The organism is Cysteiniphilum sp. GTC20157, from assembly GCF_055396795.1.
Map to the genome: position 1 here is coordinate 1,212,795 of NZ_AP044698.1, position 17,106 is coordinate 1,229,900.

Sequence of the window (17,106 nt, forward strand, 5' to 3'; positions counted from 1 at the left end):
TTGAAATTAAACGGTTAGGTTATATAAACCAACTTCAATATTGCCTAGAACCTGTTTGTACACCCAAGAAAACGGTAATTGATCAGGGTTGAAGTTATAAATGTGAACATCCCATAGCTTGTTTGAAGGATTGTAGTCAATAACCATATTTAAATAGCAGGGGGCATTACTGTTATTGCTTAAGGTGTAAAATGAATTATCAGACATTGTTTTAAAAGCGGGTTGCGAATGCCTTGAATTATTTGTTGAGACCCAGCATTGTTGAATTTTTGTTTGTGACGGGAGGGTAACTCTTTCGCGTGAGGCAAAATAGATTGCTGTAATGCCTTTTTTATGACGAATTTTTTCTAACAACTCAAAATAGTTGTTGTTAATGTATTGATTTAATAGTACTGAAATAGAGCGTGTAGAGTTGTCATTTTCTTCACAGGAGTGATGCGTACAAGCGCTCAATGATAATGTAGTAATTAACAAAATAAAAAAAGCAGGAAGTAACACAAACCATCTTGACGCTTTTCTAGGTGTTGAAAGTTTTTTGGGTAAAAGTGTCAATATGATTCGCAAAATAAATTAAATCCTTTAATTTAATATAAAGATAAATCAAGCAAATTCAAAAAAGGCAACGTGATCATTGCCTTAACGTATTACTTGTTTTTATTTATTTAGTTTTTCTTTAATTAAGTCACCAATGGTTGTTGGCGCCATTTGCTCAGCTTTGTAATTCGTTTTAGCTGTTTTTTCCATATCTTCATCTAGGCCTTTGATAGAAAGGTTGATGCTGCGACGTTTAGTGTCAATATTGCTAACGCGCGCTTCAATTTCCTGACCTACTTTAAGGACATGACGTGCATCTTCAGTGTGTTCACGTGAAATATCAGCAACGCGAATGAAGCCTTCTACTTCAGGTGCAAGCTCAACGTTAGCACCGTTTTGTTGAACCGCTGTAATAACACCAGTAACTTTAGCACCTTTGTCATTTGCAGCGGTGTATTGTGTAAATGGATCATTAGAAAGCTGTTTAATACCAAGGGCGATACGTTCACGCTCGATATCAACAGAAAGCATCACTGCTTCAATTTCTTCACCTTTCTTCAATTGGCTTACAACATCTTCTGCTTTGTTCCAAGCAACGTCAGAAATATGCACAAGACCATCGATGTTACCATCTAAACCGATGAAGATACCAAAGTCGGTGATAGAACGGATCTTACCATTGACTTTATCACCTGGCTTATGTGCATCAGCGAATGCTTGCCATGGATTGATAATGCATTGCTTCATGCCAAGCGAAATACGGTGACGTGACGCATCAACTTCAAGAACCATTACTTCAACTTCTTGACCTAAAGAAACTAACTTGTGTGGGTTAGCATTTTTGTTTGTCCAATCCATTTCAGATGTATGAACAAGACCTTCAATGCCTTCTTTAAGCTTAACAAAACAACCGTAGTCAGTAATGTTAGTGATTTTGCCCATAAGCTTAGTACCAACAGCAAGCTCTTCGGCAACACTCGCCCAAGGATCTTCGCCCAACTGCTTGATACCAAGAGAAATACGACCTTTGTCATTATCAAATTTGATGATCTTAACATCGATCTCATCGCCAAGTGCTAACATATCACTCGGATGCTTAATGCGGCTCCAAGACATATCAGTGATGTGTAATAAACCATCAACGCCGCCAAGATCAATAAATGCACCAAAGTCAGTAATGTTTTTAACAACACCTTTAACAACTGAACCTTCGCTCAACTTCTCGAATAATGCTTCACGATCTTCTTGCGTTTCAGCTTCGATAACCGCGCGACGAGAAACAACGATATTGTTGCGCTTAGTATCAAGTTTAACGATCTTAAGTTCGATGTCTTTGTCTTCTAAGTGAGAGATATCACGCAATGGACGAACGTCAACAAGAGATCCAGGTAAGAACGCACGCAGGCCTTTAACTTCAACTGTATAGCCGCCGCGAACATGGTTTGTAATACGACCTAATACAGTCTCTTGGTCATCACATGCTTTCTCAAGCGCGCCCCAAACTTCGATGCGTTTTGCTTTTTCGCGTGATAGACGTGTTTCACCGTTGCTGTTGTCTAATGCGTCAAGTACAACATCTACTTGGTCACCAATTTGAACTTCAATTTCGCCTTGATCATTTCTGAATTGATCAAGAGAAACAATAGATTCTGATTTTAAACCTGCGTCAATCCAAGCAAATTCACGATCAATAGCAACAATAGTTGCTTTGATGATCTTGCCAACACGCATTTCAGTTTCTTTTAGTGAAGCTTCAAAGAGGTCTTTAAAATTTTCAGTCATGGTTTAGTTCCAATATATCTTAAGCCAGTGGTTAGTTATACATTGAGTTTACTGCATTCACTGGAAAACTGCATAAACTCAGCCTAAATAAAAGGTGGCAAGATTTTAAAGGATTGTCTTGACGTTTTCAATCAGTTGTTACTGTTTTATGCAAAAAATTCAAAAGTTAAATACTTCCTCTGCTTTTCATTAGATGAAATAGTTGAAGCGGTATATGCTAATGCCATAAATTCTTAACTAAAGATCATTAATACAGTATGAAGAGTTATCTATGTTTTGACCTAGGGGGTACCTATACCAAATATGCATTGATTGATTTAGCGGGAAACATCGTTGTATCAGATAAATATCACACAGGAAAAATCATTGACCCCGAGGCGCTGCTTCAGCAATTTATGCTGCGTTTTGTAGAATTAAAGAAGACATATCAGATCGTGGGTGTTGGCTTTTCGTGTCATGGAATTGTTGATATCCAAAGGGGCTGTATTGCCTTTGGCTCACCTTATGTCAAAGCGCTAGAAAATTATCCGCTAGTCGAGCGTTTTAAACAAGAAGCAGGTGTTGAGCTTGTAGTGATTGAAAATGACGTTAATGCAGCAGCTATTGGTGAATCAACCTATTGGCAGAGTCATCACTGCCAGAATTATCTCTTTTTAACTTTAGGCACCAGTATTGGTGGCGCGATTATTATTAATGGTCAATTGTATCGTGGATTTAATAATGCGGCAGGTGAGTTTGGTTATATGCTGACAAATGCGCAAGATAATCAACAAAACAATCAAAAAATAAAAAGCATGTTACCAGGTGCTTGGGAAGGTTATGCTTCAGCCAAAACTTTATTAGAAAAATATTGCGCTGCAACACAAAGTGAAGAAGTAAGTATAGCGTATTTTAAAGAACAGTTATTTAATAAAAAACCTATTGCATTAAAGGTCTTTGAAGCGTATTTACATCAGGTTGTTGTCGGGCTCATTTCATTGACGCATATATTAGCGCCGGAGTTGATTATTATTGGTGGCGCGATTTCGGAGGAATCATTTTTTATCGACGCATTAAGGCAGCGCTTTCATGAGAAAGTATTACCTTTTTATAAAGAAGTGAAAATTATGCCAGCCCATCTTGGGAATCATGCTGGTGTCCAAGGGGTTGCGTGTTTATTGAGCAAATTAAGGGTGTGTTAATGATTATTTGCGTGAAATGCTTGACGGATGCCTTAACATTGGTTATCAATGATAGCGCGAGGTTAGGTTACATAAAGTAATTAAAACGAAAATAAACAGAAGTAAACAGAAATTTAAACGTCTTAAGGTGACTAACAGCATGAAGCTAAGAATGAACACGATGTTTAGATGGAGGAAGGAGTAGTAAAATAATGGCAAATCAATATTCTCAGAGCTTTGAAATCATTCTGTCAAAGAAATATGGAAGACCGGCAGAGGAAGTACTAAAGAGTTACTCAAGCGAAGGCTTAAGTTATGAGGACGTTGCGGGTAAGTTTGGGTTTAAAACCACCACTGTGCGTAAATGGTGTCGTAAATACAATATTGAGTTGTTAGGTCCTACAGATGGTAATGCGGCAAAAGCTTATGAAACGCTTTATCAGTCAAGCCTTAATGCTGTTTCCGTCAATACATATAATGTACTGTACCGTTCTTGGTCTATTGATCACCAATACTTTACGGTTGACAGAAAAAATTAAGTTTGATGATTAATGCAGCTTAATCAACTCAATCAGTAGCATTAAAATTATCGTAAATAAAAAAGCAGTTGATAATAGAAACGAGCAGAGTCTTAAGCTTAAGTTGTTTGTTGTTAAATGAATCATTGAGTTAATGATTCTAAAGCTGACAAATAGCCAACCAAGGATGAGTAAATAACTGATCTGCATCAGCTCTGGATTGAGCAAGATGATAATGAAGCAAATATAAAAAAGTACTGGCATTTGAAATAAGTTATCAAGATGTCTTGATGTGATTTCAAGCCAAGGATGCTCTTTCTTACAAAAATCCATTGTCCGTAAATCGCTCAACGTGATTTTTCCTTTGCGAATGGCCTGAATACGATTAAACAGGGTAATAAAAACGCTGACAATGGTAAGAATCATCATCACAATAATCGGTATTGACCAAGCCGTTGTTGACATTGTGATACTCCAATTATTAAGTTTATTTAGCGAGTGCTTGCCATTTTTCCGGTGTATATGTTTTCATGGCAATAGCATGTAACTCACCTGATGCAATGTGCTCGTTAATTGCGGCATAGACCATTTGTTGTTGTTTAACTTTACTAAGTACTCCGTTAAAAGCATCACTGATAATCGTTGCATTGAAATGCACATTATCATCACTTTCAATTAAGGCAGTGGTGTTATCCCCCAGTCTGTTTTCGATTAAAGTTTTTAACTCGACTGTATTCATGATTTATGATCTCTTATTTGTTATTGTTTTACAAAAGGTGAAAATAGATTATCCAAACCGTGGATGTTAATCAAGGATTTAGCATTTTCTGAAACAAGACCTGTAAATTGCAGATCAATGTTATTGCTTTGACAGTGATGGATAATGTGCATAAGAAGTGCGATGCCGGCACTATCAATCTCTTGAGTATTGTTAAGATCAATTTCTAGTGTTGATGCTACAGATTTAAGCGCATGATCTAGTTCTTTTTCAATGCTTGAAGCGTTGCTAAAATTAAGATCGCCGTTTAGGCTAAAACTATTTGGATTTTTTATTGATAAGCTCATTGTTCTTTTTCTCAATGGCAAGGTTAATATCTTTAAGGGTTTTATAGTCTTTGAACTGTGCTTTGAAGTTATCTAATATGCTGACGCCGGCAACGGCTAGATCATAAATTTTCCATTTTGCCTGCTTGGTATCTTTGCTTGCTTCATTAAGCATTTTAATACTCAAATCAGAAGAGGATTGATTCTGCAAATTAATGATTTTGCCTGTTACAACTATTAGACGTTGTCCTTGCCATGAATCATTACTAAAAGGAAAAATTTGAATATCATAATTACCGGCCTGAGCAATATTCTCAGCATATGAATATGCCAACATTTGGGTAATTTCAGTGATAAATTTCTCTTTTTCAGCCTTAGCAGCAGCTTGCCAGCGTTCCTTGCCAACCAATAGTTGCGCAATGATATTTGTCGCTAAAAGTGGCATTACATGCGTGTTAATTAACTGGATAAGTTTTTTAGGGTTTTGACTTAATTGTTTCTTTGACTGAATCAAGGTTTTTTGTGTTTCAACAATAGATTTTTGCAATAAAGTTACCGGATCAGTACCTGCTAATGATTTGCTAGTCTCAACAGTTGGTTTGGTACCTGCAGAAGTTGTGGTTGTTACAGTTGTTGCAGGTTTAGTGTTGGCTGCAAAGCTTATCTGCATGCTGGCAAGCATTAAAGTGGCGCTTGCAAATGTCGTTATTTTCTTTGTTTTATCGATCATTTTTTATCTCCAGAACCTGATACAAAGGTGTTAATCAGTGAGTTAAGGTTAATGGCTGAAGAGGTGTTTGACAACTCTATTGTGCTGCCATTTTCTAAGTATTTACTGTTATATAATCCGGGTATGTCGATATCTGATGGGTGCAGTGCAATAAAGCTATCACCCAAAATACCACTTGTATCAATGGCAGCGCCATAGCTGCTTGGAATGTTGTTATAGCGTTTATTAATGTTTAAAGTAACGTCAGCAATAAAGCCATTGTAGTTTGGTGTTAGTGTAATACTATCAACTTTACCAATTTCAACACCAGCAATCCGTACAGCAGCTCCTGGGCGTAAGCTACCGATATTTTGAAACTGCGCTTTGACTTGATAAGAGCTATTATCAAAGCCAGCAAGTGACAGTCCACTAACTTTTAATGCCATAAAGATAAGTGCAACAATGCCAAGAAGGACAAAAACACCTACTAATAGCTCGTAAGATTTTTTATACATTTTTTAAACTCCTTTGAACATTAAGGCGGTCATTAGAAAGTCTAGACCTAAAATTGCTAAAGAGGAATAGACGACAGTCTTTGTCGTCGCTTGTGCAATACCTGCGGAATTAGCGCGACAATTATAACCTTGATAAAGCGAGACAATCGCCACAGCAATGCCAAAGACTAAACTTTTTAAAATACCATTCATCACATCGTCATAAAATAATACTGAAGCTTGCATGTTACCCCAGAATGTGCCACTAAAAAGCCCTAGCAATTTGACGCCAATAAGGTATCCGCCCCAAATTGAGATGCTCGAGAAAAACAAATTTAAAATAGGCACACTTAAAACACATGCCCAAAATCTTGGTGCTAAGATGAAACGCACTGGGTCAACGCCCATCATATTAAGACTAGCTAGTTGTTCAGTTGCTTTCATTAATCCCACTTCAGAGGTTAGTGCACTGCCAGCGCGTCCAGCAAACAACAAAGCAGTGACCACCGGTCCAAGCTCACGAATAATGCTTAAGGCAACCATTGGACCTAAAGCTGATTCAGCGCTAAATTTAGCAAGTGTATAAAAACCTTGTAATGCTAAGACAAAACCAATGAATAAGCCTGAAACCAAAATGATCAAAACCGAGTTGATGCCAACGTGGTAGGTTTGCGTAATAATGCCGCGCGGATTGCAGCGACCAAATATCATCTCAAGTGCTAGTAATATTGATTCACCGAGATTGGTTATTGTATTTAAGGTGTTGCGACCAAGCATTTGGATGGTTTTTAGCATGAATCACTTCCTCATTTATTGCAATGTGCTTAAGAAGTTAGGCGCAGGATAATCAAATGCCACCGGACCGTCTGCGCTACCGGATAGAAACTGCGAGACAAATGGATCTTTACTATTTTTGATGAATTCAGGAGAACCTTCGAGCATTACTTGTTGATTGGCAATGATAATGACATGATCGGCAATGCTCATTACCTCATCAATATCATGCGAAACAATGACTGAGGTCATATGTAGTGCATCATTGAGTGCTTTGATTAAGGTTAAAATCACCTTTAAAGAAATAGGATCCTGACCAGTAAAGGGTTCATCATAAAGCATAAGCTCAGGATCTAATGCAATGGCGCGTGCAAGGGCGGCGCGTCGAGCCATGCCGCCTGATAGTTCACTAGGCATCATATCGGCTGTGCCACGCAGTCCAACAGATTGCAGCTTCATTAATACTAAGTTATGAATTAGGCGCTCACTTAGGTTGCTATTTTGACGCAGTGGGAAGGCAACGTTGTCAAATACTGATAATTGCGTGAAAAGGGCGCCAGATTGGAATAAAACGCCCATTTTCTTGCGTAAAGCGAGTAATGCTTTTTTATCTAGTGAATGAAGCTCATGATCAAGTACACGAATATCACCGTTTTTAGCTTTTATCAGGCGACCAATGAGATGCAAAAGCGTGGTTTTACCAGTGCCCGATGGGCCTAGTATTGCGGTGATTTTTCCCTTAGGGATGCTGCATGTTAAGTTTTTATAAATGCATTTTTCACCACGGAAAAAGACTACTTTATCAAAACTTACAGCAAGGTGATCGTAAGACATTAGGCGTTTAATGCTTGCTTAGCTTGGTTTGACTCTTCAGGAATAGTGACATTAAGCTCGAGGACGGATCTGTCTCCTTGGCTATCGATGTCAATTTTGATGTCATTGTGACCAATGTTGACATATTTTTTAACAACTTCAAGAATGTCATCTTGTAACCTATTAATGAAATCTGGTTTTTTAACCCCAGAGTGAGCTTCATTTCGTTGGTGTGATACGATGATTTGCAAGCGCTCTTTAGCAATATGTGCGCTATTTTTCGCGACAGGCTTTTTAAAAAAATTAAACAATCCCATGTTACTTTCCTCCAAATAGTCGCTTTAAAAGACTAGGTTTTTCTGCAGTGATAAAGCGTAATGGTTTATCATGACCTAAGAAGCGTTCGACGGCATCAATATAGGCTTGACCGGCTTCACTGTCTTGATAAGCAGTTACTGGGACGCCTGAGTTTGATGCCTGTAACACCATTTTTGATTCTGGAATAACACCTAATAGCGGGATAGATAATACATCTTTGACATCATCAAGCGATAGCATTTCACCTTGTACAACGCGTGTCGGGTCGTAGCGTGTAATTAGAAGCTTTGCATCAACGCCTTCATCATGTTCTTTGGCTTTACGTGTTTTACTGGAAAGCACACCAATAATGCGATCGGAATCACGCACAGAGGAAACCTCAGGATTCGTCACAACAATCGCTTTATCAGCATGGAGCATTGCCATTAATGCGCCTTTTTCAATACCTGCAGGCGAGTCACAAATAATGTAGTCAAAACTTTCTTTTAGTTCTTGCATAATGCCTTCTAAGCCGGCTTCGGTTAACGCATCTTTATCGCGCGTTTGTGAAGCAGGGAGAATATAAAGATTCTCAGAGCGCTTATCTTTAATTAATGTTTGATTGATGTTCGCTTCTTTATTGATCAAGCTAATTAGATCATAGACAACGCGGCGTTCGCACCCCATGACAAGATCGAGGTTTCTAAGACCAACATCAAAATCAATAACAACGGTTTTAAAGCCTTTCATGGCCAATGCTAATGATATCGCGGCACTTGTTGTGGTTTTGCCAACACCACCTTTACCTGAGGTGATGACCACGGTCGTGGCGCGCGGCTTGGCATTCTTTTTGGTTTGTTTGGAATCTGTGCTCACAGTATTTAATCCTTGATTCAATTGTTATTTTCTTAAAAAATGGGAGAGCCTAAATTTGGCTGATCATGATTGTACCGTCTTTTAGCTGTATTTGATAGCCATTATTGTCATTTCCAAGTGCCTCAACAGGCTCTTCAAAAATTTTATACTGGCCAGCAATTGATACAAGATCTGCTTCTAATTTGTGACAAAAAATTCGCGCATTGGTGTCACCATCCAATCCGGCAACTGCACGTCCACGCAATGTGCCATATACGTGAATATTGCCACTGGCTAACAGCTCAGCGCCTGAGCTGACGGAGGATAATATAATCAAATCACCATTTTGTGAGATTACTTGTTGCCCCGAGCGCACGCGCGAGCTGATAATTTTGTGTTGTGACGTTGAGACTTTATTCACCGAAACCGTCGGTGCGGGAATATTTTTGCCTTCCTTGAATATTGGAAAACCTTTGGTTTGTAAGGCATCGGTCAGCGTTTGATCGGGTAATCTAAAGCCCACAGTAAGTAATGTGTGTTTTCTTAACATTTCAGTTAAGCTTTCGACAAACTCAATCGTTAATCCGCTCTTTATGGCGGTTAATTCAATGACCATCGGGGTGTTATTAAAGAATTGCGGCGCTTGTTTTATTTTGGTTGTGATTTGTTTTTCAATGTCATCAAGATCGGTACTCAATACTTGTAATACGCTTAACGTGAAGAGACTTCCCTTGATTTGAAAAGCTGCCGGCATTTTGTTTCCCTTGTTATTTTGTCGCACTTTACCAATAATGGTAGCGAAAATGCACTATTGCATTGTATCGTTAAAATATATCGATTTTATAACGAATATCATGATAATTGGCAAGGCTAATTATGCCTTTAGGTGATAAATTATGGTGAAAGGGCGAAAAAGTTGCAAACACAGATAAATAAAGTCAGAAAAGTAAAAAAAATAAAAAAAGCAAAAAAAACAACTGGAGTTGTTGGCTTCAATATGATGTTGGGCTTATTGTGGCTCATACTGTTTATCATCGTGAGTTCATTGTCGTATACTCACAATGCGCATTTAAATAGCTCGTTGGCGAGTCAGTTGTTTTGGCAATATCAGTTAATCATCTGGGTTGCAGCAACGCTTGTCGGTGGTGGCTTGGGTGTTAGTGGCGCTATTTTGCAGTTGGTATTGCGTAATCCATTAGCCGATGCTAGTATTTTAGGTGTCTCCTCGGGAAGTCAGTTTGTTGGATTGATGTTGTTATTTATCTTGCCTGCTTATTTTATAACACTGACGCATCATTCGTATTTACTCTTTTTCCTTGCGTGTGTGTTTGGCGCATTTGTTGTGCTTATTGTGTTTTTACTAGTGATTAGTTTGCAGGATCGCCTTGCTAATATCGCTGTGGTGATTTTACTTGGTGTCGGTGTTTCAGCTATTTTTAGCGCATTAACGGCATTGATTATGAGTTTTAGTCAAGCACAAACCTTGCAGCAAATCACCTTGTGGCAGTTTGGCGGCTTTGTCAATGTCACTTGGCAACAGGTGATATTATTAACCGTTATCACCTTGATTTTTTGCAGTTTTGCCTATCGTAAACATCAGGCATTTGATTTATTGAGTCTTGGTGAATCTGAAGCAATGATGATGGGGCTTGATGTTAAAAGATTACTGATTCAGTTGGTTGTGTTATTGGCATTCTTGATTGCCGCCATTGTCTCGATTGCTGGCCCCATTGCCTTTTTAGGGCTCGTTGCACCTCATATCGCAAGAATGTGTATTGGTACAAATAAAATGAAGTATTTGCTGATAAGCAGCTTTTTATGTGGTGCGATTTTAATGCTAATCAGCCAGTTTTTATCGCAAACATTACTTTATCCAATGATTATTCCAGTGGGCATTATCACCTCATTAATAGGCGCACCATTTTTAATATTTTTAGTGATTCGTGCACTGGCAGGAAAATAGCGCGGTAAGTGGTATAGCTTATCGTAAGCCGACTATGCTATGATACGCGCTAACCAAAACCAGAGTATTGATTTATTGATTGCTATGAGTCGTTTTCAACAAAATATTATTTATGCAGGAATTTTAATTGCCGTGATTGGTTTTTTTTGGGCGATCGTCCCTAAAACAAAATATGAACCACATGCCGTATATTTGCCGCAGACCAAAGAAGTCTACTCGCCGGTGAAGCTTCAGAGTGTACAGTTTTATGCATCAGAAGATATGAATTTAAGAAAAGCCGTGCCTGTGGTTAACGGGTTTAATGAATCACCTATTGGTATTATCCGTGTTGATACGCATTATACGAGCAAAAAAGAAATCCAAGCGGCATGCGAGCAAAATGTACAAAAAGCCAAAGAAGTGGCAGCACAATATGGTGCGACCAAAGTCATTGGCAATTGCGTGGCTTCGGGCAATACTGGACCGTTGGATGGTGCCAATCTTTACGCTTACGCATATCGTTAATCTATTGAATCTTTTTAAAATAAGTAGCTATAAGTGGCTATGCAAATGTCAATAGGTGTTTTCTGGATTTTCGGATCAAGTCCAAGAATGACAGCGAACCGTCATATTTGGATTTAATCCAAATATCTATGATTATCAATAAACTATTGTTTAGGTACCTATATGTCAAATAATCCTAAATCGTTACGTATCGTTTTTGCTGGTACGCCAGATATCTCAGCGCATGTGCTAAGCGCCTTGCTTGAAGAAAATTACAACATTCTTGGTGTTTTTACACAACCAGATCGTGCCAAAGGGCGCGGTAAAAAATTGGAATGCTCACCAGTTAAAACTTGTGCTTTGGCGCATAATATTCCAGTGTTTCAGCCGCTATCTTTCAAAAAAGAACCTGAGGCAGTCAAGCAATTAGCAGATTTAAATGCCGATGTAATGGTAGTTATTGCTTATGGCTTATTACTGCCAAAAATGGTGCTAGAAACCCCTAAACAGGGCTGTATTAATATTCACGTATCCCTTTTACCAAAATGGCGAGGAGCAGCTCCCATACAACGCGCGATTGAAGCGGGAGATCAAAAGACGGGTATTACCATTATGCAGATGGATGAAGGCCTAGATACTGGTGACATCTTACATGTGCTTGAAACCCCTATTTTAGATAATGACACCAGTTTAAGTTTACATAATCGCTTGGCAGAGTTATCAGTGCCTGCCGTATGTACTGTTTTGAAAGAGATGGCAGAGAATAGATTAAATCCTCAAGTACAATCTGAAGGTGCGACCTATGCACATAAGCTGACTAAAGAAGAAGGGTTGATTGACTTTAATAACCCTTGCAAGGTAATTGATTGCAAAATCCGTGCCTTTAGCCCTTGGCCAAGTGCTTATATGATGCTTGATGGTGAAGCAGTCAAGTTCGCTGATATTGAAATTATTCATGAAATGACTAGTTCCGCGGTAGGCACCATTATTGGTGTCGATAAAAAAGGACTTAAAGTTCAGGTGCAAGATGGTTTGATCAATATTGGTTCGTTGCAATTCCCCGGCAAAAAGATGCTAGCTGTCGCAAGTATTCTTAATGGTAAGGATTTAAGTTATCTTATAGGAAAAGTAGTTTAACTGGATGCTTGGACTGACGTGATTAACTTGGAGAAACTCAAAAATGATTTTGGCAAACAAACTAAATATTACCAATCAATTAGAACTGGCTAAAGCGCAAGAGAAAATCAGTAAGCAAAAGGCAAAACAGCTATTTATCAGCGGTGATATCGATGAGGTTGAAGTCGGCAAGTTTTCAGGATTGTCATATATCCATGCTTATCTTTTTGCAGATATTTATGATTTCGCCGGAAAAATTCGTGATGTGAATATAGCCAAAGGTAATTTTCGTTTTGCTCCTTTGATGTATCTTGAGCAATCATTAAAATATATCGATGGCATGCCACAAACCAGTTTTGATGAGATTATTGAAAAATATGTTGAAATGAATGTTGCTCACCCATTTAGAGAGGGCAATGGGCGTGCAACACGCATTTGGTTGGATTTGATCCTAAAAAAAGAAATTCAGCATGTAATTGATTGGAATCAAGTCGATAAGGATGAGTATTTATCAGCAATGGAGCGCAGTGTGGTTAAAGACATAGAAATCAAAGTATTACTTAAAGAAGCATTAACCAAGCAAATAAACGATAGGGCTTTATTTATCAAAGGTATCGATATTAGCTACTACTATGAAGGTTATAGTGAGTTTAAAACTGAAGATTTGTAACTCTAATTTGTGTTAATGCTTACTTTCTAAAAGGTCATAGACAGATCATCATGGGTTCAAGGTGTGAGTATCATTGATTTTGCATAAGTCATTTGTTTTTATTAGTTTAAAATATATAGACAGTCTATTTGTATTCGTGTATCGTTACAAAAATATAAATCTTATTTGTTAATGTTCTTATCTGACATGATTAAATTACTTAAAAATGAATACTTGCTCGGATATTTTTATGTTCTTATCAGTGTTGTTGGCTTTTCTATTAAATCTATATTCATTAAACTAGCATATAGTTACAATGTTCAACCAGTAACACTTTTAACCTTGAGAATGTGTCTATCTATACCTTTATTTATGTTGGTAATATTATTTATTGGGTTTTATAGCAAAATTAAGCTTGGTGAAACGAAATTAGTTAGCCTAAAGCTAATAATTATTGCCTCTCTTTGTTATTATTTAACTACTTTAACTGATATGTATGGACTGTTTTATGTATCGGTTATGGTAGAAAGGATGATTTTATTTACTTTTCCATGCTTTGTCGTGTTCTTCTCAATTATGTTTTTTAAAAAAACATATTCAAAAATGGTTATTACTCCATTTGCTATTAGCTACAGTGGTTTAGCAATATATTTTTTTGCAAACTCTGGAGTTGGCGATGGGATGAGTAATGATTTGGTGGGAGTTTTATTAATTTTTGGGAGTGCTATCTTTTATGCCGTTTATTTTATCGTATGTGAAAAGTCACTAAAAAAGACAAATCCTATACTTTTTAACTCATGGTCAATGCTCTTTGCTGGATTTTACGCATTAATGCAATATTTTTCTAGTTATAATCAAGTAGGCTTATTGTTAGAGCAGACTTGGCAGGTTTATATATTAGCATTATTCATGGCTGTTTTTTCTACTGTTATTCCATCAATTTTTATGGTGTTAGGCATGAAACGAATAGGGGTAGTTCCAAGTGCGCTAATGAATAATTTAGGGCCAATTATTACACTTGTGATATCAGTAGTTATATTAGATGATAGTATTAGCTATATGGAATTAATTGGGATTTTATTGGTGATTTTTGGGATATATAGTTTTAGGAGATTTAAATAAATGAAAAAAATAGTTGTTACAATTATATCTGGCTCAGAAAGGCGAGGAGGTAATAGTGATTCTGTAGTAAGTTATTTAGATGGTTACTTTCAAAATGTTGGTTGTTTGGTACATAGTATTTTCTTATCTGAGAAGGAAATATTGCCTTGTGGTAGTTGTGGAGATTGTAATTATCGTTCTTCTCCTTGCAGTTTAGATGATGATGTCACCTCTATTGTTGATTATTTAGTTGATTCTAACATTATAATTTATGTGGCGCCTGTGCATGCTTTTGGAATGGCGCATAAAATGCAAATTTTTTTGGAAAGAGCTGGTGTTGGTTATTTGAGGTTTAACAGACCTTTAGCTGATAAGCTTGGAGGCTGTGTTGTTGTAGGGAGAAGGTATAATTTAGGAAATGTACATGATCAGTTATTAAATAATTTTTTATTAAATAGAATGATTGTTCCTGGTTCTGGTTATCCAGCCTTGGTACATGGTGGAGAGTCAGGGGGTATTTGGGATGATGAAGAAGGTGTGTCGGCAATCAATCAATTAATGGAACGATTATATTCGTTGGCTATTTCTATGAATCTTCAAAGAACAGATGAGTTATGTTTGATTCAGAATGAACGAGTAGCGGTTGAAAATAATTCAAAAATGAAGGTATAAAAATGAATATGTTAAAAGTTAGAAGCTATTGTGAAAGTTTACCAACTAATGCTGATAGTTTTAGTCTTTTCAATAGCTTAAGAAAAGTGTATATGGATGATCAGTTATTTTTACTTGAATCCTTGTCCGGACCAAATAAAGATATGAACCAAGCTTTAATTGGTATAGAGCCTTTGTTTAATATAAAGGTTAGCTTAACAATGATAAAAACATCTGGAATAAGTGTAGTTTTAGCTTCAGTGAATGCTGCTTTAGATTCTTTTGATGAGTTAAGCAAAGTTAAAGAATGTGAGTATGAAATTAAAAATTTAAATAAAGTATGGGAGATATTAAGAAAAATAGAGTCGATTTTTTCTTTAGATTATGTTGGTGATAGTACTTCACTAGCTTTTGGTTTTTTTGGTTACTTTGGCTATGACAGTGTCCGAATAATAGAAAGCTTGCCATATTGTATACATCAAAAAGACCAGACATACATTATTGATCTGAGTATTTATAGTACATTAATTAATATGGATTTAAAAAATGGTCAGAATTTTTTAATTACTAATGAACTTGAAAATACTCCTAAAAGCTCTGTTAAGAAAGCTGTTATGAATATTGTTAGTGAAGAAATTTATGATGAACAGCAGTTAGATTTTTGCTCAGATAGTAAAGTTTTAATCCCTAAGAAGATCAAGGATTCTGTTGATAAAATGACATATTTTAATTGGGTTTATAAGGCTTTAGATCATATTGTGCAAGGCAATATTTATCAGATTCAGTTAGGACATGAAATAACTATAGATAGTGAGATAAAACCCTACTCTGTATATAAAAGGTTACGTAAAATTAATCCTTCTCCCTATATGTACTATACGCAGTTGGGGGGCATGCATATCATCGGAGCTAGTCCTGAACTATTTTTAAGAATTGATAAGAATAATAAGCTAACGATGAGACCAATCGCAGGAACTATTAGGGCTGGAAAAAATGCAGAAGAAGATAGAATTTTGCAGCAAGCTATGTTGAATGATGAAAAGGAAAGAGCAGAGCACATTATGTTGGTGGATTTATGTCGTAATGATATAGGTCGAGTCTGTGCTAAGAGAACTTTAAAAACAGATGAATTGATGGTCGTTGAGAAATACTCTCATGTATCACACATAGTTTCCAATGTCATTGGACAAAAAGAAGCAAGTTATGATAAGTATGATGTGATAGCAGCAACATTTCCCGCAGGGACAATGACTGGGGCTCCTAAAGTTAGAGCAATGGAAATTATTGAGGAAACGGAAAATTCGCGAAGAGGTCTTTATGCTGGTTGTATTGGTTTTATAGATTTTTCTGGTGTGGTTGAAACAGCGCTTTGTATCCGCACTGCCACTTACCAGTCTGGAACATATACGATTAGAGCATCAGGCGGTATTGTTTATGACTCAACTCCGGAAGGAGAGTGGAATGAAACTATTAGTAAGTTAAGCTCAACGTATTATGCAATTACAGCAAAGGAGTTAAGAAATGAAGCTTTTATTAATTGATGCCTATGATAGTTTCGTGCATATCATTTATCAATATTGTGTCTCACTAGAAGGAGTGAGTGCAGACGTTATCAGAAATGATCGTGTTACGGCTGACAGTATAAGGCAAGCCCAATATGATTTAATTATATTTGGTCCAGGTCCTGGTAGCCCAAAAGATAGTGGATATATCCCTCTAATAAAGGAGTTTAGTGGAAAAATCCCTTTATTTGGCGTTTGTTTAGGTATGCAGGCTATGGTTGAAGTATTTGATGGTAAGGTGGTAAGATCAAAAAACGTTAGGCATGGAAAAGTCAGTAAAATTAAACATAATTCAGACGCATATTTTGCTGGTATGCCCTCTGTTTTTGAGGTGACACGCTACCACTCATTAGCAGCTGAAGATTCATCTTTTCCTCATGAAAATCTAGATATTTTGGCAAGATCATTGGACGATGATTGTATTATGGCAATCAAACATAAGCATTTTCAGGTAAGCGGAGTACAGTTTCACCCAGAGAGTATCACAAGTAATCATGGTGTGGATATTTTTATGAATGTAATAAAGCGCTTGCTGATTTAGGTTGTTGTAGGCTTAATTTACAATAAATAAAATTGATCAATAATTAAAATATAATATATT

General features: G+C 37.0%; 22 protein-coding genes. 10 read left to right on the forward strand and 12 right to left on the reverse strand.

Translation table 11 applies throughout. The features are described 5' to 3' along the window. Positions 1-6: 6 nt before the first annotated feature. Positions 7-207: a hypothetical protein gene (locus tag ACZ5V8_RS05530; protein ID WP_440616073.1), complete on the reverse strand. Its 201-nt coding sequence runs from the start codon at positions 205-207 to the stop codon at positions 7-9. Positions 208-654: 447 nt separating this feature from the next. Then, positions 655-2,316, reverse strand: coding sequence for a 30S ribosomal protein S1 (gene rpsA, locus ACZ5V8_RS05535; protein ID WP_440616071.1), 1,662 nt, complete (start codon positions 2,314-2,316; stop codon positions 655-657). 257 nt (positions 2,317-2,573) lie between these two features. Between rpsA and ACZ5V8_RS05540 the strand changes: the two genes are divergently transcribed. Both ACZ5V8_RS05540 and ACZ5V8_RS05545 read left to right on the forward strand, forming a co-directional pair. Then, positions 2,574-3,497 carry an ROK family protein gene (locus ACZ5V8_RS05540; protein ID WP_440616070.1) on the forward strand — a complete coding sequence of 308 codons (924 nt, stop codon included), beginning with the start codon at positions 2,574-2,576 and terminating at the stop codon, positions 3,495-3,497. A gap of 191 nt (positions 3,498-3,688) precedes the next feature. Continuing rightward, positions 3,689-4,015: a helix-turn-helix domain-containing protein gene (locus tag ACZ5V8_RS05545; RefSeq protein WP_440616069.1), complete on the forward strand. Its 327-nt coding sequence runs from the start codon at positions 3,689-3,691 to the stop codon at positions 4,013-4,015. Between the two features lie 9 nt (positions 4,016-4,024). On the opposite strand, the gene ACZ5V8_RS05550 is transcribed toward ACZ5V8_RS05545, so the two are convergent. The 10 genes from ACZ5V8_RS05550 to minC are packed head-to-tail and all read right to left on the reverse strand — an operon-like array spanning position 4,025 to position 9,734. Next, a complete protein-coding gene (locus ACZ5V8_RS05550) occupies positions 4,025-4,459 on the reverse strand; it encodes an MAPEG family protein (protein ID WP_440616067.1) in 435 nt (144 codons plus the stop codon). Positions 4,460-4,481: 22 nt separating this feature from the next. Continuing rightward, positions 4,482-4,733, reverse strand: a complete 252-nt coding sequence (locus ACZ5V8_RS05555; RefSeq protein WP_440616066.1) for a BolA family protein — start codon at positions 4,731-4,733, stop codon at positions 4,482-4,484. 20 nt (positions 4,734-4,753) lie between these two features. Further along, complete coding sequence (locus ACZ5V8_RS05560) at positions 4,754-5,059, reverse strand: STAS domain-containing protein (RefSeq protein ID WP_440616065.1); 306 nt, start codon at positions 5,057-5,059, stop codon at positions 4,754-4,756. Next, positions 5,031-5,768, reverse strand: a complete 738-nt coding sequence (locus ACZ5V8_RS05565) for an MlaC/ttg2D family ABC transporter substrate-binding protein (protein WP_440616064.1) — start codon at positions 5,766-5,768, stop codon at positions 5,031-5,033. Before ACZ5V8_RS05565 ends, ACZ5V8_RS05560 begins: the two co-directional genes overlap by 29 nt. Further along, on the reverse strand, positions 5,765-6,262 hold the full coding sequence (mlaD, locus tag ACZ5V8_RS05570; RefSeq protein ID WP_440616063.1) for an outer membrane lipid asymmetry maintenance protein MlaD: 498 nt from the start codon (positions 6,260-6,262) through the stop codon (positions 5,765-5,767). Before mlaD ends, ACZ5V8_RS05565 begins: the two co-directional genes overlap by 4 nt. 3 nt (positions 6,263-6,265) lie before the next feature. Continuing rightward, complete coding sequence (gene mlaE / locus ACZ5V8_RS05575; RefSeq protein ID WP_440616062.1) at positions 6,266-7,036, reverse strand: lipid asymmetry maintenance ABC transporter permease subunit MlaE; 771 nt, start codon at positions 7,034-7,036, stop codon at positions 6,266-6,268. 15 nt (positions 7,037-7,051) lie between these two features. Then, positions 7,052-7,849: an ABC transporter ATP-binding protein gene (locus ACZ5V8_RS05580; RefSeq protein WP_440616060.1), complete on the reverse strand. Its 798-nt coding sequence runs from the start codon at positions 7,847-7,849 to the stop codon at positions 7,052-7,054. Continuing rightward, positions 7,849-8,145, reverse strand: coding sequence for a cell division topological specificity factor MinE (gene minE, locus ACZ5V8_RS05585; protein WP_440616059.1), 297 nt, complete (start codon positions 8,143-8,145; stop codon positions 7,849-7,851). The genes ACZ5V8_RS05580 and minE overlap by 1 nt, the downstream gene beginning before the upstream one ends. Position 8,146: 1 nt before the next feature. Next, the gene (minD, locus tag ACZ5V8_RS05590; RefSeq protein ID WP_440616057.1) at positions 8,147-9,001 is read right to left on the reverse strand and encodes a septum site-determining protein MinD; all 855 of its coding nucleotides are present in this window, start codon (positions 8,999-9,001) and stop codon (positions 8,147-8,149) included. A gap of 49 nt (positions 9,002-9,050) precedes the next feature. Further along, positions 9,051-9,734, reverse strand: a complete 684-nt coding sequence (gene minC / locus ACZ5V8_RS05595; protein ID WP_440616056.1) for a septum site-determining protein MinC — start codon at positions 9,732-9,734, stop codon at positions 9,051-9,053. 162 nt (positions 9,735-9,896) lie between these two features. On the opposite strand from minC, the gene ACZ5V8_RS05600 reads away from it, so the two are divergent. From ACZ5V8_RS05600 to ACZ5V8_RS05635, 8 genes are all read left to right on the forward strand, one after another. Further along, a complete protein-coding gene (locus tag ACZ5V8_RS05600; RefSeq protein ID WP_464218679.1) occupies positions 9,897-10,943 on the forward strand; it encodes a FecCD family ABC transporter permease in 1,047 nt (348 codons plus the stop codon). A 39-nt stretch (positions 10,944-10,982) separates the two neighbouring features. Continuing rightward, positions 10,983-11,447 (forward strand): Francisella virulence factor A, encoded by a 465-nt coding sequence (gene fvfA / locus ACZ5V8_RS05605; RefSeq protein ID WP_440616053.1) that lies wholly within the window; start codon positions 10,983-10,985, stop codon positions 11,445-11,447. A gap of 162 nt (positions 11,448-11,609) precedes the next feature. Beyond that, a complete protein-coding gene (gene fmt / locus ACZ5V8_RS05610) occupies positions 11,610-12,563 on the forward strand; it encodes a methionyl-tRNA formyltransferase (protein WP_440616051.1) in 954 nt (317 codons plus the stop codon). A gap of 43 nt (positions 12,564-12,606) precedes the next feature. After that, positions 12,607-13,212: a protein adenylyltransferase Fic gene (fic, locus tag ACZ5V8_RS05615; protein WP_440616050.1), complete on the forward strand. Its 606-nt coding sequence runs from the start codon at positions 12,607-12,609 to the stop codon at positions 13,210-13,212. A gap of 186 nt (positions 13,213-13,398) precedes the next feature. Then, complete coding sequence (locus ACZ5V8_RS05620; RefSeq protein ID WP_464218680.1) at positions 13,399-14,313, forward strand: DMT family transporter; 915 nt, start codon at positions 13,399-13,401, stop codon at positions 14,311-14,313. Next, complete coding sequence (locus tag ACZ5V8_RS05625) at positions 14,314-14,964, forward strand: flavodoxin family protein (RefSeq protein WP_440616047.1); 651 nt, start codon at positions 14,314-14,316, stop codon at positions 14,962-14,964. Between the two features lie 2 nt (positions 14,965-14,966). After that, complete coding sequence (locus ACZ5V8_RS05630) at positions 14,967-16,484, forward strand: anthranilate synthase component I family protein (RefSeq protein ID WP_440616046.1); 1,518 nt, start codon at positions 14,967-14,969, stop codon at positions 16,482-16,484. After that, on the forward strand, positions 16,465-17,046 hold the full coding sequence (locus tag ACZ5V8_RS05635; protein ID WP_440616044.1) for an anthranilate synthase component II: 582 nt from the start codon (positions 16,465-16,467) through the stop codon (positions 17,044-17,046). Before ACZ5V8_RS05630 ends, ACZ5V8_RS05635 begins: the two co-directional genes overlap by 20 nt. Positions 17,047-17,106 lie beyond the last annotated feature (60 nt).